The sequence below is a fragment of the Kribbella sp. WER1 genome, from assembly GCF_054189145.1.
The window spans coordinates 3434141-3452642 of sequence record NZ_CM135186.1 but is presented as its reverse complement, the minus strand read 5'-3'; the positions used below and the strand labels follow the sequence as shown (position 1 = coordinate 3452642).

Genomic DNA, 18502 nt, shown 5'->3' with positions numbered 1-18502 from the left:
TCACTTCCTTCCGGTCAATTCGGCGACGTACGTCGCCAGGTTGTGCAGCGTCTGCTCGCCGCCCTCGATCGCGTGGTACTTCTCGACCGCCTCGTCGCGCAGCTCCTTGGTCGGGAACAGCGTGGACATGACGATCCGGGTGTCGTCGCCCTCGGGCTCGAACGTCAGCACGGAGGCGAAGGCGTTCGGGTCGTCGCGGGACTCGCCGTGCATCAGGGCGATCCGGGCCGGCGGGTCGATCTCCGACCAGGTGATCCATTCCTGGTACTCGGTGCCGTCCGGCCCGTGCATCACGAAGTCCCAGTCGCCGCCGACGCGGAACTCGAAGGACCGCGTCTTGGTGCTGAAGCCCGCCGGGCCCCACCACTGCGACAGGTGCCGGACCTCGGTGAACGCCTCGAACACCAGCTCCCGTGGGGCGCCGATGACCCGGGAGATCACGATCTCCCGGTCCGCGGAGTCGCCGCTACTCATCCTCTGATCCCTTCTGCCGTTCCTGTTTGAGCTCCTGCACGTACTCGTCCAGCCGGCCGAAGGTCTCGTTCCAGAACCGCTCGAACCCACCCACCCACTCGTGCACCGGCCGCAGCCCGCGGGCGTCCAGGTCGTACAGCCGCTGCTTGCCCGCCCCGCGAACCCGCACCAGCCCGACCTCGCGCAGTACCCGCAGGTGCTTGGACGCCTGCGGCTGGCTCATCCCGAGATCCCGGGCGAGCTCCGTCACCGGACGCTCGCCGTCGCGCAGCAGCACCAGAATCTCCCGCCGTTGCGGCTCCGCAATCGCGTTGAACGCATCCGAGGTCGTCGCCGCCCGTGCCATGGCAGCATCATATGCCTATATCGGCATGCGTCAAGCCATGGCGGAACGCAGCGCCTCGAAGTCCGCCGGGTCCAACGGGACCAGGCCGCGACGGAGCTGGTAACCCCAGTTCGGTTGGCGGGTCAGTTCGAGGTCGACATCGCGGAGCATCGCCCGGTGGACGGGGAGGAACTCGATCCGCCGGCGCCACGGCTCGACCGTGCCGCGGGCGCCCATCGACATCGGCTCCGCCTGGTACGGCGCGTCGTCGGCGACGATCCCGAGCGCCGTGAACGCACGGAGCGGCGACTTCTCGCGGTACCGCTCGGCCGGGGAGTAGATCGCGAACCCGTCGCCGCGCCGCAGCCGGGCGACGCCGTACCGCTTGCCGTGGTTGAGCTGGATGAAGTTGCCCTGGACAGCCCGCTGGGCGTGGTCCCCGGAGACCACGCCCAGCCAGGCCCTGTGCATGTCGTTCATGCACCCAGTGTCAGGCCGAAATTACGACATCTTTCGTCATGATTTTCCGGCGCAGGCGGGCGATCAGCGGCCAGGCGATCATCAGCAGGATCGCCGCGTAGATCACGTACGCGACCGGGCCGCCGACCAGGCCGGAGACGTCGCCGTTCGACAGTTGCAGCGACATCCGGGCCTGCCGTTCGGCGATCGGGCCGAGGATCACGCCGATGATCAGCGGCAGCACCGGCAGCCCGAACCGGCGCATCCCGAAGCCGAGCAGCCCGAGCAGCAGGAGCAGCAACAGGTCGAGCGGCTGCGCGTTCACGGCGTACGCGCCCATCGAGGCGAAGAAGATGATCCCGGCGTACAGGTACGGGCGCGGGATCTGCAGCAGCTTCGCCCACGCGGGCGCCAGCGGCAGGTTGAGCAGCAGCAGGAACAGGTTGCCGATGAACAGGCTCGCGATCAGCGCCCACACCAGCTTCGGCTCGCGCTGGAACAGCAACGGCCCGGGCTGGATACCGTACGACGTGAACGCGGCCAGCATCACCGCCGCCGTCGCGTTCGTGGGCAGCCCCAACGCCAGCATCGGGACCAGCGTGCCGGCCGCCGACGCGTTGTTCGCGGCCTCCGGCCCGGCGACGCCCTCGATCGCGCCGTTCCCGAACTCCTCCGGGTGCTTGGACAGCTTCTTCTCGGTCGCGTACGACAGGAACGTCGGGATCTCGGCGCCACCGGCCGGCAGTGCCCCGATCGGGAAGCCGAACGCGGTACCGCGCAGCCACGGTTTCCACGACCGCCGCCAGTCCGACTTGCCCATCCAGGGACGGCCGACCGGGATCACCGTGCCCGGGTTCCGGCGCAGGTGCGCGGCCACCCAGAGCGCCTCGCCGACCGCGAAGATGCCGACGGCAACCACAACGACATCGATGCCGTCGGCAAGCTGCGGGATGCCGAGCGTGAGCCGTTGTTGCCCGGTCACCTTGTCGATCCCGACCAGGCCGATCACCAGCCCGAGCAGCAGCGCCGCGAACCCGCGGATCCGCGACGACCCGAGCACCGACGTGGCACCCGCGAACGCGAGCAGCATGATCGCCAGGTAGTCCGGCGCGCCCAGGCTGATCGCGAACTTCACCACCTGCGGCGCGACCAGCACCAGCAGCAGCGTGCCGATCGTGCCGGCGACGAACGACCCGATCGCGGCCGTCGCGAGCGCCTGCGCGGCCCGCCCGGCGCGGGCCATTTTGTTGCCCTCGATCGCCGTCACCACCGAGGACGACTCGCCGGGCGTGTTCAGCAGGATCGACGTGGTGGAGCCGCCGTACATGCCGCCGTAGAAGATTCCGGCGAACAGGATGAACGCCTGCACCGGCTCCAGCCCGTACGTGATCGGCAGCAGCAGCGCGACCGTCATCGCCGGGCCGATCCCGGGCAGTACGCCGACCGCCGTACCGACGGTGACGCCGAGCAGCGCGAGCAGCAGGTTGACCGGGGTCAGCACGTCGCCGAACCCGGTCAGCAGGTTCGTCAGGTTGTCCATCAGAGAATCCCTTGCAGTACGCCGGCCGGCAGGCCGACCCCGAGCCCGATCGCGAACCCGTAGAACGTTGCCAGCGACAACGCGACCGCGATGAACAGGTTCCGGATGTGGTGCCGGCTGCCGAGCGCGAACGCCGAACCCCAGAACAGCAGGGTCCCGCTGATCACCCAGCCGAGCGGCTCGATGGTCGCCAGGTTGATCACGAACGCCGCGATCAGCAGCAGGACGGTGCGCCAGTCGACCGGGGACGTCACGTCGACGTCCTCGCCCTCCTCGGCCGCACCGGTGCCGCCGCGGGCCACGTTCACGGCGTACAGCGCAGCAACCACCAGCAGCAGGACACCGAGCACGATCGGCACCGGTTTCGGGCCGATCGGATCGTTGCTGGTGGCAATGTGGGGGAGCCGGGCGGCGTCGACGATCACCAGGACGCCGACCACCGCCAGGAACCCGCACACTCCGTACTGCGCCGTGTCCCGCCGGGTAACGGCTTCCGTCACGACGCCAGGCCAAGTGTGGTCAGGATGTCCGCGACCGCCTTGTCCTGGTCGGTGAGGAACTTGCCGAACTCGTCACCGGTCACGAACGCGTCGGTCCAGCCGTGCTTCTTCTCCTCCGCCTTCCACTCCGCGGAGTCGTGCATCTTGGTCAGCGCGTCGATCCAGACCTTCTTGTCCTCTTCGCTGATCCCGGGCGGCGCGACGATCCCGCGCCAGTTCGTGAACACCAGGTCGATGCCGGAGCCCTTCAGCGTCGGCACGTCCTTCAGCGCCTCGATCGGCTGCTCGCTGCTGACCGCGAGGACCCGGACCTGGCCGCTGTCCACCTGGTCGAGGAACTCGCCGAAACCGCTGGTCCCGAAGGCGATCTTGCTCCCCAGCAGCGCGGGCAGCAGTTCGCCGCCACCGTCGTACGAGACGAAGTTGACGTCCTTCGGCTCGATGCCGACGGCCTGCGCGAGCTGCATCGGCAGCAGGTGGTCCGGGCCGCCCGGCGACGAACCGCCGCCGACCGCCATCCCCTTCGGGTTCGCCTTCCAGGCGGTGACCAGGTCCTGGATCGTCTTGTACGGCGAGTTCTTCGGCACCACGATCGCGCCGGCCTCCTCGATCAGCTTCGCGATCGGGGTGGTCTGGGTGAGCGTCGCCTTGGACTTCGACGTGTACGTCGCGCCGACGACGCCGAGACCCATCTGCATCGCGAGCTTGCCGTTGCCCTTCTCGTTCACGACCCGCTGCAGGCCGACGGTGCCGCCGGCGCCGGGCAGGTTGAACACCTGGACACCGGTGGCGATCTTCGCGTCCTCCATCGCCTTCGCGGCGACCCGGGCGGTGGTGTCGTAGCCGCCGCCGGCGGTGTTCGGCACCATCAGCCGCAGCCCGGTGGCCGGCTTGCCGCTGTCCTCGTTCCCTGCATCGGTCTTGTTCGCGGTCGCCCCGCAGGCGGTGACGCTGAGCAGCGCGACGGCTGCGATCAGCAAAGGCCTGGACCTCATGTGGCGGTTCCTTTCAAGGGGGTTCAGGTGGCGACGATCGTGGACCTCCCGGGTTGTCCGAGTCTGCGTTGTGGCCGCAGCGGTGGTTGAGTTCATTGTGGTCACAGGCCGAATCCGGGTGAACTGTGGCACTGGGACGCCACAACGGTGATCATGCGGCAGGACACGTAGGGAGGTGAAGATGGCGGTACGACTCGGCAGACGGCCGACGCTGGCCGGGCAGCTGCTCGTGCTGCAGCTGGCGATCGTGGTGATCGTGCTGGTCGCGGTCGCCGCGGTCTCGCTCGCGCAGTCCGCCGCCACCTTCAACCGCGTCGAGGGCCGCCGGGTGACACTGCTCGCCGAACAGCTGTCGTCCAGCCCGGCGTTGCGGTTCAACATCCGGAACCCGGCACCCGCGGAGATGCTCGCGCCGACCTTGCAGACCAGCCTCGCGCAGTCCGGCGTCAGCTCGATCACGGTCGCGAACGCCAACGGAAAGGTGATCGCGGCAACCAACCCGACGCTGATCGGAACGCGGCTCACGCTCGGTATCCCCGAGGTTGCCCAAGGTCGCGGCTGGTCCGGCCGGTTGGGCGGCGAACTGGTCGCGCAGGTCCCGGTGCTCAGCGAAGGCAGGGGAGCGAACGGCCCGGACGGGACGCTGGGCGACCAGATCGGGACAGTGATGGTGGGCGAGCGGTCACCATCCGTACTGCAGCGGCTGCGCGGCGCGTCGTCGTACCTGGCGATCTATCTCGGCATCGCCTGCGTCCTCGGGCTGCTCGGGTCATGGCTGCTCGCCCGGCGGATCAAGCGGCAGACGCTCGGGCTCGAGCCGCGCGAGATCGCCGGACTGGCCGAACACCGGGAAGCCATGCTGTACGGGCTCGCCGAGGGAGTCGTTGCCCTGGACCCCCATCTGCGGGTGACGCTGGTGAACGACGTCGGCCGGCGGCTGCTCGACCTGCCGGCGGACGCGGTCGGGAAGTCCCTGCGTGAACTCGGGATCGAGGGGCGCCTGCGCGAGGTACTGTCCGGCGACGACGAGGCCCGCGACGCGGTCGTCGTACGGCGCGGCCGCGTGCTGGTGATGAACCGGATGAGCGTCGTCAAGGACGGGCGGTCGCTCGGCTCCGTGACCACGCTGCGCGACCGGACCGAACTCGCCCAGCTGGAACGGGAGCTCGGGTCGTTCCGCTCGTCCGCGGAGCTGCTGCGGGCCCAGACCCACGAGTTCGCGAACCAGCTGCACACGATCTCCGGACTGATCCAGATCGGCGAGTACGACGAGGTCGTCACGTACGTCGGCGCGCTCAACCGCTATCGTGAATCGCTCGACCTGACCGTGACCCGGCGGGTCCACGACACCACCGTCGCCGCCCTGCTGATGGCGAAGTCCTCGCTCGCTGCCGAACGCCGCGTCGAACTCCGGGTGTCCGAGCGGACCACCCTGCTCCGCCTCGACCCGGCACTGTCCGCCGACATCGCGACCGTCCTCGGCAACCTCGTCGACAACGCCGTCGACGCCGCGGCCCAGTCCGGTACGCCGCTGTCGCCCGCGTGGGTCGAAGTCGAACTGCGGCAGGACGCCGCCAGCGTGGAGATCGTCGTACGGGACTCCGGGCCCGGGGTCGCGCCCGAACTCGCGCAGGAGGTGTTCGCGCACGGGTTCACCACCAAGGCCGCCGCCGAAGGCGAACGCGGGATCGGGCTCGCGATGACCCGGATGATCTGCCGGCGCCGCGGCGGCGAGGTCGCGGTCACCAGCCCGGCCACCGGGGGCGCCGCGTTCATCGCCCGGATGTCCACCCAACGAACGCCGGAAGGAGCCCGATGATCACCGTCCTCGTCGTCGACGACGACTTCATGGTCGCGCGCATCCACCGCGGCTTCGTCGACCGCGTCGACGGCTTCGAAGTCGTCGGCACCGCGAACTCCGGCGACGCCGCCGTCACCGCGCTGGAAACGCTGACCCCGGACCTCGTACTGCTCGACCTGTACCTCCCGGACGTCTTCGGGCTGGACCTGATCGCCCGCCTCCGCGCCGTCCAGCCGTCCGTCGACATCCTCGTCATCACCGCCGCCCGCGAAGCCGACGCCGTCCGCGGCGCCGTCCGCCAAGGCGTCGTCAACTACCTGCTGAAACCCTTCGGCTTCGACGACCTCCGATTGCGGCTGCAGGAGTACGCCCGGCGGCGCGCCAGCATCCCGTCCCAGGTCACCTCACAAGCCGACGTAGACCGCGTCCTCGCCCCCGCCCGCCCCCTCACCAACCGCCTCCCCAAAGGCCTGTCCCAAGAAACCACCGACCTCGTCACCACCGCCCTCCGCAACACCCCCGACAACCTCTCCGCCGCCGAATGCGCCGAACTCATCGGCATCTCCCGCGTCAGCGCCCGCCGCTACCTCGAATACCTCACCACCCAAGGCCAAGCCGAGGTAACACTCCGATACGGCACCACCGGCCGCCCCGAACGCCGCTACACCTGGCGAACGTGAGGACGCTGGGCGTACGAGGCCAAGGGACAGGCGGGTGTGGTGAGGTGCGGGTGTGGTGAAGGTGCGGGGGTGCTGAGGGACTGCATGTGATCATCCGCAGTACGGCGGCATCCGCGCCGGCCCGCTGCGGCGTCCGGGAAGTCGATCCCGCTGTTGGACGGGTCGCCCGCGTGCTCCGCAGGTGCTCCGGTCGCTGCGCTCCCCTCCCGCTCCTGCTCCGCGCGCTCCCACCCACCCCGCCGGCTTGGCGCCGGGATGCGCCCGGCTGCCGCCGGGGACTTGCCCGCTGCCGCGGGCGATTTGCGAGCTGGCGCTCGCGGGTGACTGCGTAGGCGGAGGTGGTGCGTGGGGCTGCTGGTGGTGGGTGGTTGCTGGAGCTGTGGGGGCAGGCGGGTGTGTTGCAAGGAGTGGATGTGGTTAGCCCCCCGCGTGCTCCGCAGGTGCTCCGGACGCTTCGCTCCCTCCCGCTCCTGCTCCGCGCTCCCACCCACCCCGCCGGCTTAGCGCCGGCCTTCTGCCCGCTACCGCGGGCGATCTGCGAGCTGCCGCTCGCGGGTGACTGCATAGGCGGAGGTGGTGCCTGAAGCTGCTGGTGGGTGGTTGCTGGAGCTGTGGGGGGCAGGCGGGTGTTACAAGGAGTGGATGTGGTTAGCCCCGCGTGCTCCGCAGGTACTTCGGGCGCTCCGCTCCCTCCCACGCCTGCTGTGCGCGCTCCCACCCGCGCACCGGCTCGGTGCCGGGATGCGCCCGGCTGCCGCCGGGGAATAGCCCGCTGCCGCGGGTGATCTGCGAGCTGGCGCTCGCGGGTGGCTGGATAAGCAGAGGTGGTGCGTGAGGTCGCTGGTGGTGGGTGGTTCCTGCAGTGGTGGGGACAGGCGGGGTGCTGAAGGAGCGGATGTGGTCGGCCTTCGGGTGCTGCAGCACCGGCGATCTGGCGACAACGGTGGTCGGACGACACCTCCTGGGGGGTGTGAACAGGTCATAGCTTGTCGTCCGCCACCACGGGGTAGGCCCAGTCACGCCCGGCGCCCGTTCAGGTGCCGCTGGTACACATCCGCCAGCTCAGGAGGTGCATCCTCACGCGGCAGCTCTGCGTGTGCAGTCGCCCGCGGGCGGAGCCTCGTTTGATTCCTTCAGCGCACCTGCCCTGCAGCAACCGCACACCACCAGCTGCCTCACGCGCCACTCCTGCTTATGCAGTCGCTCGCGAGCGCCAGCTCGCAAGTCGCCCGCGCCAGCGGGCAATAGGCCGGCGCTCAGCAGGTGGTGGGAGCGCGCGCAGCACGTGGATGGGAGCGCGCGTAGCAGGAGCGGGAGCGCAGCGACCAGAGGAGGTGCGCAGCACGCGCGGGGGCTGAAGAGATCCAGTCCCTCAGCGCGCCCCGCCTCGCCCCGCAACGTGAGGTGGTTCTACTGCTCAGCGGCGCGGGCGGCCTCTTCTATCTGTGCCCAATGCCCCACCCAATCAATACTCGGATCGGCGTCGGCTCCGGTGTTGAGTTGTTCGCGGAGGATGTCGGCATGTCCTGTGTGGCGGTTGGTTTCGGTGAGGACGTGGACGAGGACGTTGAACAGCATCACGTCAGGACGCGGCCACCACGGGACTGTGGCGCTGGCGTCGATCGGCAGGGCCTCGATCGTCGCGTCGGCGTGGGCGCAGGCGCGGTGGTAGTTCCCGAGGATCTCCGCGCGAGTCTCGTGCTCGCGCACCCACAGGTAATGGCGGTTCGCGTACCCGGGATCGGTGTAGCCAGGAAGCGGATCCGCATACGGGCGGCCGAAGACCTCGCCGAGATAGCGAGCCTCAGTAAGGGTGAGGTGCTTGATCAGCCCGAGCACGTTCGTGCCGGTATGCGTCAGCGGCCGCCGTACGTCGTACTCGGACAACCCCACCACCGTGCCGACCAGCGATTCACGCACCGACCGCAGCGCGTCATGCAGGTAAGCCTTCGCGAAGGCGTCGATCACGGCTCGACCTGTTCGACCGTAGCGGCGTGCCGTTCGGCCAAGGCGTGGTAGACGGCGGCGTTGTGGTCGACGAAGAGTTTGGCGGTGCCGTCGAGCGGGATGATTTTCTTGGCGGGGCTGCCCATCGCGACGGATTCCGGGGGTACGACGGCGCCGGGCGTGACGGTGGATCCCGCGGCGACCAGCGAGCGTTTGCCGATGACGGCGCCGTCGAGGACGATGGCGCCGTTGCCGACGAGGGCTTGTTCGCCGATGGTGCAGTCGTGGACGAGGCACTGGTGGCCGACGGTGGCGTTCGGGCCGATTTCGCAGCCGTTGTGGCCGACGTGGATGACGGTGTTGTCCTGGATGTTGGCGCCGGCGCGGATCGTGATGGTGCCGAGGTCGGCGCGGATCACTGCGCCGTACCAGATGGAGGCCCCGGCTTCGACGACGACGTCGCCGACGAGGGTTGCGGTGGGGGCGATCCACGCGTCGGGGTGCACGGTCGGGCGCTTGCCTTCGAAGGAGTACAGCGGCATGCGCAACACCCTAAGGGGCGCGGAGTTGCGTGTGGATCTGGCCGAGGATGTTCAGCGACACGACGAAGTCCAGTACTTCGAGGTTGTCGAGCGCGATCTCGCCGCCGAGCTGCGGCGGGTGGGTGAACGAGTACACCTGGTCCCCGGACGGTACGACGCCCTCGTCGACGGCGCCGAACACGAGCCCGGCCAGCAGGTACTGGTCCTGCCCGTCCGCGGTGTTGAGCTCCCGCTCCAACTCCTGCGCGCTCGTCCACGGCCGGGTCAGCGTGCCCTCGAGCGTGTCCAGCCACCAGAACCCGTCCGCCGCCTGGAAGAACACGTCCCCGAACGGCGACGTGAACAGCGGGACCTTTCCCTCCAGGTCGAGGAAGACCCACGACTCGAGGGCGTGCGCGTACTGCGTGTCGGTGAAGGTCCGGGTGAGGTCCATGGCCCAATCCTGCATCAGGGAGAAACCTGATGTGCGCGGGCCGGGACGCGGTTACGGTGGGCTGGATCGACCGAGGAGGGTGGCATGACGGAGATTGCGAAGTCGGGGGCCGCGGTGATCAGCCGGGCCGACGGGCGCGCCGACGGTGAGGACTGGACCGAGAACTACACCGAGCTGCCGGGTGGTGCCGGGGTTTCGCTGATTCTGGAGTCGACGACGAAGGAGGGTGTCGGGCCGCGGCTGCACAAGCATCCGTACGCCGAGACCTTCATCGTCCGGCGCGGTTCGGCGACGTTCACCGTGGACGGCGAGGAGATCGTCGGGTCGGCGGGGCAGATCCTGGTGGTGCCGGCGGACACGCCGCACAAGTTCCGCACCGGGCCGGGTGGTTACGAGGCCGTCCACATCCACGCGAACCCGACGTTCGAGACGATCTGGCTCGAGTAGTCAGACCGCGACGCGCTCGCCCGGCGGTGTGTACGCCGCCAGCAGCGTCGCGGTGATGTACGGCGCTGCCTCGGCGGAGGTGATCCGCCCGGCCTGGATCTCGTGGGCGGCGCCGTGCATCACGTTGTGCATGATGCTGACCAGCCACGCCGTCGGCAGGTCGGTACGGAACGCGCCCTCGGACCGCCCGCGTTCCAGCAGCCGCTCGACCCGGGTCATCGGGTCGGCGTGCAGTTCCCGGACGCGCGCCGGCGGCAGCACCTCCTGAGCCGCGATCAGCAACGTCCGGAACCTGTCCACCAGCTGCCAGCTCGTCTCGATCAGCCGGATCAGCGCAGCGCGCGGGTCGCCGGTCAGGTCGACCTGCCCGAGCGCCTCCTCGCCGGTCGCGATCGCCCGCACGAACACCGCGTCGAGCAGCTCGGCGCGGGACGGGAAGTGCCCGTACAGCGTCACGCGTCCGACGCCGGCCGCCTTCGCGATCTCCGACGTACTCGCGGCCGGGTTGCGGCTCAGGCAGTCCGCGGCGGCGGTCAGGATCGCGTCGATGTTGCGCTGCGCGTCCGCTCGTTTGGTGGTCGCCGGCATCCGTCCTCCTTGATCTCGAACATCAGTGTACGACTTCCTCTTGTCGAACAGCAGTGTACGGGTTACCTTCAACTCGTACATACCTGTTCAACTTAAGGACGAGACCATGAATTCACCCGACCCCCGGCGGTGGCGGCTGCTGGGGTTGCTCGCCGTCGCGCAGTTCATGCTGATCCTCGACGTGACCGTGGTCGCGATCGCGCTGCCCAACATCGAGACCGACCTGCACCTGCAGCGCGCGACGCTGACCTGGGTGGTCAGTGCGTACACGCTGATGTTCGGCGGCCTGATGCTGCTCGGCGGTCGCGCAGCCGACCTGTTCGGTTCCCGGCGCGTCGTTCTCGCCGGGCTCGCCGTGTTCACGCTGGCCTCGCTGGTCACCGGTCTCGCGCACGGCCCCGAAGTACTGCTGGGCGGGCGTGTCGCGCAGGGGATCGGCGCTGCGATGCTGTCCCCGGCAGCGCTTTCCGTGGTGACGAAAACGTTTTCCGGACAGGAAAGAAACAAGGCGCTCGGCATCTGGTCGGCGATGGGCGGTGGCGGGTCCGCGATCGGCGTCCTGCTCGGCGGCCTGCTGACCGCCGGACCCGGCTGGCAGTGGGTGTTCTACATCAACCTGCCGATCGGCCTGGTCGTGTTCGCGCTGCTGCTCCGGATGCTCCCGTCCGACGTACCGGGCGAGCGCCAGGGCCGCCTCGACGTGCCGGGCGCACTGCTCGTGACCGCCGGCACCGGTACGGCGATCTACGCGCTGATCAACGCCGGCGACCGCGGCTGGTTGTCCGTCGCGACGCTGGGGACCCTGGCCGGCGCACTCGTCCTGTACGGCGGGTTCGCCTGGGTGCAGCGCACCGTCCGGTCGCCGTTGATGGACCTGCGGATCCTCGCTCGCCGATCTGTTGCCTCAGGCACCTTGATGATCCTGGTCGCGACCGCGCTGATGATCTCGATGTTCTTCCTCGGCTCGTTCTACCTCCAGCACTTCAAGCAGTACGGCGCTCTGCGGACCGGCCTGCTGTTCCTCCCGGTGGCGGTCGCCGCGATCGTCGGCGCCCATCTGGCCGGGCAGCTCGTCGGCAAGGCCGGCGCGCGGCCGATCGCGATCACCGGGTTCCTGCTGACCGCGCTCGGTGTCGCGGCTCCGGCGCTGTGGGACGGCGCGGCCGTGGTCGTGAGCGGGATGGCGGTCGGGACGATCGGGCTCGGCGCCGCGTTCGTTGCCTCGTCGACCACGACGTTCGCGCAGGTCGAGCACCATGAGGCGGGGCTGGCGTCGGGCATCCTGAGTACGTTCCACGAGTTCGGTGCGTCGCTCGGGGTCGCGGTGGTGTCGAGTGTCGCGGCGGCGAGCCTCGCGGGGACCGTGACGACCGGGTTCACGCGCGGGTTCACGTTCGCGGCCGTCACGGCGGCGGTGGCCGCGGCGTTGACGTTGGTCGTCGTACCGTCGTTCAAGTCGTCAGGGGAGCCGGTTCATGTCCATTGAGATTCGCCGTGCGGAGAGCACGGACGCCGAGATCGTGCTGACGATGCTGGGGGAGTTGGCGGCCTACCAGGATCAGCGCGCGTACGTGACGGCCGAGGTCGCGGACTGGGAGGAGTTCCTGGAGCGGGGCGACGTGATCGTGCTGATCGCGTCCGTCGACGGCGCGGTCGCGGGGTACGTTTCCGCGCTCCGCCGCCCGTACCTGTGGGTCGGCGGGGACCAGTTCGCGCTCGACGATCTCTATGTCCGCAAGCCGTTCCGGGACGCCGGCGTCGGTCGGCAGCTGATGCTGGCACTGGCCCGGATCGCGCTGCCGGAACGGCTCCCGATCGGCTGGGGCCTGCGCGTGGAGAACACCGCCGGCCACCGCTTCTACGAACGTCTCGGCGCCCGGCTCGTCACGAAGACCGCGGCCTCCTGGCCGGCAGAGGCGTACGAGCGTCAGCTCAGCGTGTAGGTGGCCGCGACCGGGTAGTGGTCCGAAGCGAACCTGAGCGGGACCGACACGGCGGTGGCTACCAGTTGCGCACTGTGCAGTTGGTAGTCGATCCGCTTGGTCGGCAACGGAACCGGGTTGGTGAACCCGAGCCCGAGCCCCTTCTCCCGCCAGGTGTCGGTCCAGTACGCCGTCAGCGTCTTCACCTCGGCCGACGTCGGTACGGCGTTCAGGTCGCCGACGAGCAGCGTCGCCTCGGGCGCGTCCTTCAGCAGCCCGACGATCGCGTTCACCTGCTCGACGCGTTCGCCGTCGTTCAGCGTGGTCAGGTGCGTGTCGGCGAAGCGCAGCGGCGTGCCGTTCACGTCGATCAGCGTCTCCAGCAGCCCGCGCTGCTCGCTGCCGGGATGCAGCGGCAGCAGCATGTTGCGCGAGTCGACGATCGGGTACTTCGACAGCACGAGCGTCCCGTACTGCCGGCGCGGCTTGCCCGGCTCGGCGGGATCCCAGTCCAGGTTGGCGGCGAAGACGTAGTTCATCTTCAAGCGCGTCGCCAGCCAGGACGGCTGGTCCACCCAGTTGCTGCGCGCGTCGAAGAACCTGTCGACCTCCTGCAGCCCGACCAGGTCGGCGCCGGACGCCTCGATCGCCTTCGCGACCCGCTCGAGGTTCAGCTTGCCGTCGATACCCGCGCCGTGGTGGATGTTGAACGTCAGGGTCTTCACCGTCACCGCCTCCGTCTTCGCGTACGCCGTCAGCGGTGAGACCGCCAGCAGCAGGGCGAGCGCAGCGAGTATTCCTGATCGACGCATGCGCGCAGTATCCCGGGACCGCGGGGTCATTTTCCGTTCCGGAAATCCAGACGCGAAAACGTTTTCCGAAACGGCATGGTCGTTCGGCATCGTGATTCCTACTGTGGATCGCGTGCGCAGGACCGTGCCACCGTAGGCGTACTTCGTCGTCAGCGCCGTCTTCCACTACCTGGGACCGGCGCTGGCCGTGCTGTTGTTCGCGCGGATCGCGCCGCTCGGTGTGGCGTGGTTGCGGATCGCCGCGGCCGGGCTGATCTTCGCGGCCTGGCGGCGGCCGTGGCGGGCCTGGCGGATCCTCGACCGGGGCAACCGACGGCTCGTGGTCGCGTGGGGCGCCGTACTCGCGGTGATGAACTGCTGTTTCTACCTGGCGATCGACCGGATCCCGCTCGGTACGGTCGCGGCCGCCGAGTTCGCACCGGTGATCGTGCTCGCGGCGATCGCGGTCCGGAGCTCGCGGAACCTGCTGGCCGTCCTGCTGGCCGTGATCGGGGTCTACCTGCTGACCGACATCCGTCTGTCGCACGACTGGATCGGGTTGGTGTTCACCGCGCTCAACGCGATCCTCTTCGCGGGGTACGTCGTCCTCGGCCACCGCGTGTCGCGCGCCGCCGGGCTGCGCCGGATCGACGGTCTGGCGCTGGCGATGGCGACCGCGACGGTGCTCGCGCTACCGGTCGGCGCGTGGGCCGCGGTCCCGGCGTTCACCGACCTTCGGCTGCTCGGCGCGGCCGTCGGCGTCGGGGTGTGCTCGTCGGTGATTCCGTACGTCGCCGATCAGCTCGCGATGGCGCGGCTGAAGCGGTCCACGTTCGCGTTGATGCTGGCGTTGCTGCCCGCCACGGCGACGGTGATCGGTGCCGTCGTACTGCGCCAGTTCCCGCGTCCGGCGGAGCTGCTGGCGGTCGCGATCATCGTCGTCGCGGTCGGGCTGCATCGGGAAGCTACATCGCCTTGACCGACAGGTCCTGCCAGTCGGCCCAGGTCTTCAGGCGGTCGGCGTAGGTCTGCTGGGCCATCGGGTAGCCCTGCGTGCCGAAGAAGATCCGCAGTGGTGGGTTCGGGGTGTCGGCGAGTTCGAGGATCGCGCGGCCGGCGGCGGCCGGGTCGCCGAAGTCGGCGGCGGCGACGTACGCCGTCAACGCGTCGCGCAGGTCGTCGTACAGCGGGTTCGGCGCCGATTGCACGCCGCCGGTGACGCCGTCGGTCGCGTAGCCGCCGGGTTCGAGGATCGTGACCTTGACGCCGAAGCCCGCGACCTCCTGGGCGAGTACTTCGCTCAGTCCTTCGAGTGCCCACTTCGACGCGCAGTACGCCGCGCCGAGCGGAAGCCCGAGCAGACCGGCCACCGACGACACCTGGATGACGCGGCCGTCGGCCTGGTCCCGCAGCAAGGGCAGCGCGGCCTGGACGACCCAGAGCGGACCGAAGAAGTTCGTCTCCAGCTGGTCGCGCAGTTGCCGCTCGTCCAGTTCCTCGACGGCGCCGGACAGGCCGTAGCCGGCGTTGTTCACGATCACGTCGAGCCGGCCGAAGTACGCGTGCGCCTGTTCGACGGCTGCGAAAACGGCCGCCTTGTCGGTGACGTCGAGGACCAGCGGCAGTACGGCGTCGCCGTACTGCTCGGTCAGCTCGGTCAGGTCCTTCCGCGCCGTCGCAGCCACCTTGTCCCCGCGGGACAGGGCGGCCTCGACGAACGCGCGACCGAGACCGCGCGACGAACCGGTGACGAACCAGACCTTGCTCATACCGGCCGCACGTTGTGGTTGCCCGCGAACACGTTTTCCGCATCGTATTTCCGCTTGATCTCAGCCAGCCGCTGGTACGTCGCGGCCGGGTAGATCGCTGTGGCGTCGTCGTCGGACTGGAAGTTCGCGTACGCGCCGTTTACGTGCGGACGCAGCGTTTCCCACAGCTGCTCGCGGGCCGGCCGGGTCGCCTCGATCACCGGCGGCGGGCCGATCGTGGTCGTCGCGAACATCAGGTCCGCCTGCCGGTGCGCGTACGCCGTCGCGTCCTCGGCGACCTGCGCGACCGCACCACCGAGGCTGCGCACGGCGATGATCGGCGCACCCTGCGACGTACCGGCCGCGGCGAGGATCCGCAGTACTTCGGGCGCGGAATCCTTGTCGACAAAGGCACTCCGGGTCACGAGCTGGATCCCTGGCGGCGGCACCGCACCGTCCACCAGCACCTCGGCGTACGGCGTCAGCGTGACGTCGTCCTCGAGCAATGTGCCCAGGTCGCGGATCGGGTCGATCGCCTGCGCGGCCAGGTCCGGGTCGTCACCGTCGTACACGACCTCGATCTGCAGCGGCGCTTCCGGACCACCGAGGAACGGGTTCGCGAACGTCGCGATCGAGGTCAGCTCGGCCGGTGCCGTTCGCTGGTACTCCGCCCACCGGGGCAGCACGACAGCGATTTCCTCCGCAGGAAACATCAGTTTCCCGAAGTGGACATCGGTGGTCTGGTGCGCCGCGAACTCGAACGCGGTCACGACCCCGAAGTTCCCGCCGCCACCGCGGACCGCCCAGAACAGATCGGGGTTCTCGTCCGCGGACGCCCGCAGTACGTCGCCCGCGGCCGTGACCAGCTCCACCGCGAGCAGGCTGTCCAGCGCGAGCCCGTACTTGCGGACCTTCCACCCCATCCCGCCGCTCAGCGTCAGCCCGCCGACGCCGACGCTCTTCGTGTCACCCGACGAGATCGCCAGGTTGTGCGGCGCCAGCGTGGCCGCGACCTGTCCCCAGGTGGCGCCGCCGCCGATCCGCACCACGTGACGGTCCTTGTCGACGACCTCGATCCCGGCCAGGCCGGACAGGTCGATCACCACCCCGCCGTCGTTCGTCCCGAACCCCGCGAACGCGTGCCCGCCACCCCGCACCGCGAGTGGCAGCCCGCTGTCCACGGCGTACCGCACGGCCTTCCGTACGTCGTCCACGCCCGTCGGCCGGAACACGTATTCCGGGCTGCCGGAAACCAGCACGGTCCGGCTCGCCGCCTCGTACTCCGCGTCCTGCGGCCCGACGATCTGCCCACCAAATCCTTCGACCACTGCAGTCATGACGTTCCTTCGCGTTTGCCCTCATCGAACAAACACCTGACGTCCGCCGCTCACCACATGTGACGTGAACAAGCCCACATCACAAACCACCGGGCTATTTCGTCCCGGTCGGTCGATTCCGGTGCGAACCGCTCGACGCAGAGATGACGACAACGTCTTCGGAAAGGCAAGTGACATGACTACAGTGACGGTTCCGACCACTCGCGTCCCCACCCGGGTCCTGCTGACCGGCGGTGCGGTCGCCGGGCCGCTGTACGTCGCGGTGTGGTTGATCCAGGCGTTCACACGCAAGGGATTCGACATCACCCGGCATCCCGCGAGCATGCTCGCGAACGGCGGGCCGGGCTGGATCCAGACGCTGAACTTCGTCGTGTGCGGGCTGCTGTGCATCGGCGCGGCGTTCGGACTCCGCTCCGCCTGCGCCAGGTCCGCGCGGGGACGCGTGTGGGGCCCTTGGCTGCCGGGCATCTATGGGTTCGGGCTGCTGCTCGCGGCCGCGTTCCCAGCCGATCCCGGCGCGGGCTTCCCGGTCGGTACGCCGACCGACTACGCCGAGATCAGCGCCCGCGGCATGGGGCATTTCGTGGCCGGCACGATCGGCTTCTCCGGATTGATCGCGGCCTGCCTCGTGTTCGCGGCGCACTACCGCGCGCTGGGCCGCCGTACCTTCGCGCGCTTCTCCACGATCACCGGCGTGCTGTTCTTCGGCGCGTTCGCCGGACTGAGCGCCGGCGCCGGCAGCCGGCCGACGATCATCGCGTTCGACCTCGCCGTCGTCCTCGGCTCGGCCTGGATCACCGCGTTGTGCCTGGACAAGCGGTCTTGAGAGCGGTGACGAGGCGGGTGGCGCGTGGATCGCCGTGACCGATCATGCGGTTCGCGGTGTAGGCGAAGGCGATGCCGAACTCGTCGTCCGCGAACGCGAACTGCCCGCCCGCGCCGTCGTTCGCGAGGCTGCGCGGGCCGAGCGTGGGGCGGAACGGCGAGTCGAGCAGGAAGCCCGAGCCCCACCGCGCGCCACCGTCGAACCCCAGGAACCCGGTACCGGACGACACCTCACGCAACGCATCGTCGACGGTCGCGGTCGAGAGCATCGGCGGCGCACCGTCGAGCCCGGTGATCGCCGCCGCGTACGTCCCGGCCAGCCCGCTCGCCGACGCGACCGCGCCGGCACCGGGCAGCTCCATTCCGAGCAGCGCCGGATCGTTCCACCCGTGCGGGTCGTCGAGACCGGGAAACTCCAGCGCCCCGTTCATCGTCACGATCCGCATCAGCAGGTGCTCCGGGTCCAGCGCCGCCGGCCGGCTGTCCGCCTCCGCCAGCCGCGCGAGCTGCGGCAGCTCCGTCGCCGGCAGCCCGATCCACGCCTGCAACCCGAGCGGATCGCCGATCACCGTCCGGAAGTATGCGCCCGGCAGCTGCCCGGTGATCCGTCGTACCACCTCGCCGAGCACGAACCCGAACACATGCCCGTGGTACTCGTACGTCGACCCTGGTTCCCACAACGGCTGCTGGTCTTCGATCGCCGTGATCACCGGGTCCCAGGCCGCGATCTCGGCGAACGTCAGCGTCTTGTCCAGCACCGGTATCCCGGCGCGGTGCCCGAGCACCATCCGGCAGCTGATGTTCTCCTTGCCGTGGGCATTGAACGACGGCCAGTACGTCCCGATCGGAGCGTCCAGGTCCAGCCGCCCCTCCTGCGCCAGCAGGTGTACGACGACACCCACGAGCCCCTTCGCGCACGAGAACACCGGCACCACGGTCTCCGCCGACCAGGTCCTCCCCGGTGCTGCCTCGCCGTCCCAGAGCTCGACCACCTTGCGGCCGCCGGAGTACACGGTGACCGCCGCCCCGAGCTCCGGGAACAACGTGAAGTTCTCCGCGAACGTGTCCGCGACAGCGCCGAACCCGTCCTCCGCCCATCCCTCACCCATGCCTCGAACGATAGGCGGCTGGACCGTATCGGCACGATC

21 protein-coding genes are annotated in these 18502 nt (G+C 69.5%); 7 read left to right on the top strand and 14 right to left on the bottom strand.

Annotated elements, in window-relative coordinates; genetic code table 11:
• Genes ACXJJ3_RS16770 through ACXJJ3_RS16745 form a run of 6 tightly spaced genes read right to left on the bottom strand, consistent with a single transcriptional unit; the run spans position 1 to position 4293 of the window.
• Positions 1-474: an SRPBCC family protein gene (locus ACXJJ3_RS16770; protein WP_458171039.1), complete on the bottom strand. Its 474-nt coding sequence runs from the start codon at positions 472-474 to the stop codon at positions 1-3.
• Complete coding sequence (locus ACXJJ3_RS16765) at positions 467-820, bottom strand: ArsR/SmtB family transcription factor (protein ID WP_458171038.1); 354 nt, start codon at positions 818-820, stop codon at positions 467-469. Before ACXJJ3_RS16765 ends, ACXJJ3_RS16770 begins: the two co-directional genes overlap by 8 nt.
• Before the next feature lie 30 nt (positions 821-850).
• Positions 851-1279, bottom strand: a complete 429-nt coding sequence (locus tag ACXJJ3_RS16760) for a hypothetical protein (RefSeq protein WP_458171037.1) — start codon at positions 1277-1279, stop codon at positions 851-853.
• Between the two features lie 10 nt (positions 1280-1289).
• Positions 1290-2798, bottom strand: a complete 1509-nt coding sequence (locus ACXJJ3_RS16755) for a tripartite tricarboxylate transporter permease (RefSeq protein WP_458171036.1) — start codon at positions 2796-2798, stop codon at positions 1290-1292.
• Positions 2798-3298: a tripartite tricarboxylate transporter TctB family protein gene (locus tag ACXJJ3_RS16750; protein ID WP_458171035.1), complete on the bottom strand. Its 501-nt coding sequence runs from the start codon at positions 3296-3298 to the stop codon at positions 2798-2800. The genes ACXJJ3_RS16755 and ACXJJ3_RS16750 overlap by 1 nt, the downstream gene beginning before the upstream one ends.
• Positions 3295-4293, bottom strand: coding sequence for a Bug family tripartite tricarboxylate transporter substrate binding protein (locus tag ACXJJ3_RS16745; RefSeq protein ID WP_458171034.1), 999 nt, complete (start codon positions 4291-4293; stop codon positions 3295-3297). The genes ACXJJ3_RS16750 and ACXJJ3_RS16745 overlap by 4 nt, the downstream gene beginning before the upstream one ends.
• Before the next feature lie 181 nt (positions 4294-4474).
• Here ACXJJ3_RS16745 and ACXJJ3_RS16740 point away from each other — a divergent pair, with 181 nt between their 5' ends.
• The gene (locus ACXJJ3_RS16740) at positions 4475-6112 is read left to right on the top strand and encodes an ATP-binding protein (protein ID WP_458171032.1); all 1638 of its coding nucleotides are present in this window, start codon (positions 4475-4477) and stop codon (positions 6110-6112) included.
• Positions 6109-6774, top strand: coding sequence for a response regulator (locus ACXJJ3_RS16735; protein ID WP_458171031.1), 666 nt, complete (start codon positions 6109-6111; stop codon positions 6772-6774). Before ACXJJ3_RS16740 ends, ACXJJ3_RS16735 begins: the two co-directional genes overlap by 4 nt.
• A gap of 1410 nt (positions 6775-8184) precedes the next feature.
• Here the strand turns inward: ACXJJ3_RS16735 and ACXJJ3_RS16730 are convergent.
• The 3 genes from ACXJJ3_RS16730 to ACXJJ3_RS16720 are packed head-to-tail and all read right to left on the bottom strand — an operon-like array spanning position 8185 to position 9696.
• Entirely contained in the window at positions 8185-8742 is a 558-nt protein-coding gene (locus ACXJJ3_RS16730; protein WP_458171030.1) for a DinB family protein, read from the bottom strand.
• The gene (locus tag ACXJJ3_RS16725; RefSeq protein WP_458171029.1) at positions 8739-9263 is read right to left on the bottom strand and encodes a gamma carbonic anhydrase family protein; all 525 of its coding nucleotides are present in this window, start codon (positions 9261-9263) and stop codon (positions 8739-8741) included. The genes ACXJJ3_RS16730 and ACXJJ3_RS16725 overlap by 4 nt, the downstream gene beginning before the upstream one ends.
• 10 nt (positions 9264-9273) lie before the next feature.
• On the bottom strand, positions 9274-9696 hold the full coding sequence (locus tag ACXJJ3_RS16720) for a T6SS immunity protein Tdi1 domain-containing protein (RefSeq protein ID WP_458171028.1): 423 nt from the start codon (positions 9694-9696) through the stop codon (positions 9274-9276).
• 84 nt (positions 9697-9780) lie between these two features.
• On the opposite strand from ACXJJ3_RS16720, the gene ACXJJ3_RS16715 reads away from it, so the two are divergent.
• Positions 9781-10143 carry a cupin domain-containing protein gene (locus tag ACXJJ3_RS16715; RefSeq protein WP_458171026.1) on the top strand — a complete coding sequence of 121 codons (363 nt, stop codon included), beginning with the start codon at positions 9781-9783 and terminating at the stop codon, positions 10141-10143.
• On the opposite strand, the gene ACXJJ3_RS16710 is transcribed toward ACXJJ3_RS16715, so the two are convergent.
• Positions 10144-10731 carry a TetR/AcrR family transcriptional regulator gene (locus ACXJJ3_RS16710; protein WP_458171025.1) on the bottom strand — a complete coding sequence of 196 codons (588 nt, stop codon included), beginning with the start codon at positions 10729-10731 and terminating at the stop codon, positions 10144-10146.
• 106 nt (positions 10732-10837) lie between these two features.
• Between ACXJJ3_RS16710 and ACXJJ3_RS16705 the strand changes: the two genes are divergently transcribed.
• Both ACXJJ3_RS16705 and ACXJJ3_RS16700 read left to right on the top strand, forming a co-directional pair.
• Positions 10838-12217: an MFS transporter gene (locus ACXJJ3_RS16705; protein ID WP_458171023.1), complete on the top strand. Its 1380-nt coding sequence runs from the start codon at positions 10838-10840 to the stop codon at positions 12215-12217.
• Positions 12207-12674: an N-acetyltransferase family protein gene (locus tag ACXJJ3_RS16700; protein ID WP_458171022.1), complete on the top strand. Its 468-nt coding sequence runs from the start codon at positions 12207-12209 to the stop codon at positions 12672-12674. Before ACXJJ3_RS16705 ends, ACXJJ3_RS16700 begins: the two co-directional genes overlap by 11 nt.
• On the opposite strand, the gene ACXJJ3_RS16695 is transcribed toward ACXJJ3_RS16700, so the two are convergent.
• The gene (locus ACXJJ3_RS16695) at positions 12659-13465 is read right to left on the bottom strand and encodes an endonuclease/exonuclease/phosphatase family protein (RefSeq protein WP_458171021.1); all 807 of its coding nucleotides are present in this window, start codon (positions 13463-13465) and stop codon (positions 12659-12661) included. The genes ACXJJ3_RS16700 and ACXJJ3_RS16695 overlap by 16 nt on opposite strands.
• Before the next feature lie 187 nt (positions 13466-13652).
• Here ACXJJ3_RS16695 and ACXJJ3_RS16690 point away from each other — a divergent pair, with 187 nt between their 5' ends.
• The gene (locus ACXJJ3_RS16690; protein WP_458171020.1) at positions 13653-14423 is read left to right on the top strand and encodes an EamA family transporter; all 771 of its coding nucleotides are present in this window, start codon (positions 13653-13655) and stop codon (positions 14421-14423) included.
• On the opposite strand, the gene ACXJJ3_RS16685 is transcribed toward ACXJJ3_RS16690, so the two are convergent.
• Together ACXJJ3_RS16685 and ACXJJ3_RS16680 are read right to left on the bottom strand one after the other, a co-directional pair.
• Complete coding sequence (locus ACXJJ3_RS16685) at positions 14410-15213, bottom strand: SDR family NAD(P)-dependent oxidoreductase (protein ID WP_458171019.1); 804 nt, start codon at positions 15211-15213, stop codon at positions 14410-14412. The genes ACXJJ3_RS16690 and ACXJJ3_RS16685 overlap by 14 nt on opposite strands.
• On the bottom strand, positions 15210-16529 hold the full coding sequence (locus tag ACXJJ3_RS16680) for an FAD-binding oxidoreductase (protein WP_458171018.1): 1320 nt from the start codon (positions 16527-16529) through the stop codon (positions 15210-15212). The genes ACXJJ3_RS16685 and ACXJJ3_RS16680 overlap by 4 nt, the downstream gene beginning before the upstream one ends.
• Positions 16530-16704: 175 nt before the next feature.
• Here ACXJJ3_RS16680 and ACXJJ3_RS16675 point away from each other — a divergent pair, with 175 nt between their 5' ends.
• On the top strand, positions 16705-17355 hold the full coding sequence (locus ACXJJ3_RS16675) for a DUF998 domain-containing protein (protein ID WP_458171017.1): 651 nt from the start codon (positions 16705-16707) through the stop codon (positions 17353-17355).
• Here the strand turns inward: ACXJJ3_RS16675 and ACXJJ3_RS16670 are convergent.
• A complete protein-coding gene (locus tag ACXJJ3_RS16670) occupies positions 17324-18463 on the bottom strand; it encodes a serine hydrolase domain-containing protein (protein ID WP_458171016.1) in 1140 nt (379 codons plus the stop codon). The two genes, ACXJJ3_RS16675 and ACXJJ3_RS16670, sit on opposite strands and share 32 nt — an antisense overlap.
• Positions 18464-18502 lie beyond the last annotated feature (39 nt).

Coding starts and splice junctions, on each gene's coding strand:
- ACXJJ3_RS16770 (WP_458171039.1), bottom strand. CDS start 474: ATGAGTAGCGGCGACTCCGCGGACCGGGAGATCGTGATCTCCCGGGTC.
- ACXJJ3_RS16765 (WP_458171038.1), bottom strand. CDS start 820: ATGGCACGGGCGGCGACGACCTCGGATGCGTTCAACGCGATTGCGGAG.
- ACXJJ3_RS16760 (WP_458171037.1), bottom strand. CDS start 1,279: ATGAACGACATGCACAGGGCCTGGCTGGGCGTGGTCTCCGGGGACCAC.
- ACXJJ3_RS16755 (WP_458171036.1), bottom strand. CDS start 2,798: ATGGACAACCTGACGAACCTGCTGACCGGGTTCGGCGACGTGCTGACC.
- ACXJJ3_RS16745 (WP_458171034.1), bottom strand. CDS start 4,293: ATGAGGTCCAGGCCTTTGCTGATCGCAGCCGTCGCGCTGCTCAGCGTC.
- ACXJJ3_RS16740 (WP_458171032.1), top strand. CDS start 4,475: ATGGCGGTACGACTCGGCAGACGGCCGACGCTGGCCGGGCAGCTGCTC.
- ACXJJ3_RS16735 (WP_458171031.1), top strand. CDS start 6,109: ATGATCACCGTCCTCGTCGTCGACGACGACTTCATGGTCGCGCGCATC.
- ACXJJ3_RS16725 (WP_458171029.1), bottom strand. CDS start 9,263: ATGCCGCTGTACTCCTTCGAAGGCAAGCGCCCGACCGTGCACCCCGAC.
- ACXJJ3_RS16720 (WP_458171028.1), bottom strand. CDS start 9,696: ATGGACCTCACCCGGACCTTCACCGACACGCAGTACGCGCACGCCCTC.
- ACXJJ3_RS16715 (WP_458171026.1), top strand. CDS start 9,781: ATGACGGAGATTGCGAAGTCGGGGGCCGCGGTGATCAGCCGGGCCGAC.
- ACXJJ3_RS16710 (WP_458171025.1), bottom strand. CDS start 10,731: ATGCCGGCGACCACCAAACGAGCGGACGCGCAGCGCAACATCGACGCG.
- ACXJJ3_RS16705 (WP_458171023.1), top strand. CDS start 10,838: ATGAATTCACCCGACCCCCGGCGGTGGCGGCTGCTGGGGTTGCTCGCC.
- ACXJJ3_RS16700 (WP_458171022.1), top strand. CDS start 12,207: ATGTCCATTGAGATTCGCCGTGCGGAGAGCACGGACGCCGAGATCGTG.
- ACXJJ3_RS16695 (WP_458171021.1), bottom strand. CDS start 13,465: ATGCGTCGATCAGGAATACTCGCTGCGCTCGCCCTGCTGCTGGCGGTC.
- ACXJJ3_RS16685 (WP_458171019.1), bottom strand. CDS start 15,213: ATGAGCAAGGTCTGGTTCGTCACCGGTTCGTCGCGCGGTCTCGGTCGC.
- ACXJJ3_RS16680 (WP_458171018.1), bottom strand. CDS start 16,529: ATGACTGCAGTGGTCGAAGGATTTGGTGGGCAGATCGTCGGGCCGCAG.
- ACXJJ3_RS16675 (WP_458171017.1), top strand. CDS start 16,705: ATGACTACAGTGACGGTTCCGACCACTCGCGTCCCCACCCGGGTCCTG.
- ACXJJ3_RS16670 (WP_458171016.1), bottom strand. CDS start 18,463: ATGGGTGAGGGATGGGCGGAGGACGGGTTCGGCGCTGTCGCGGACACG.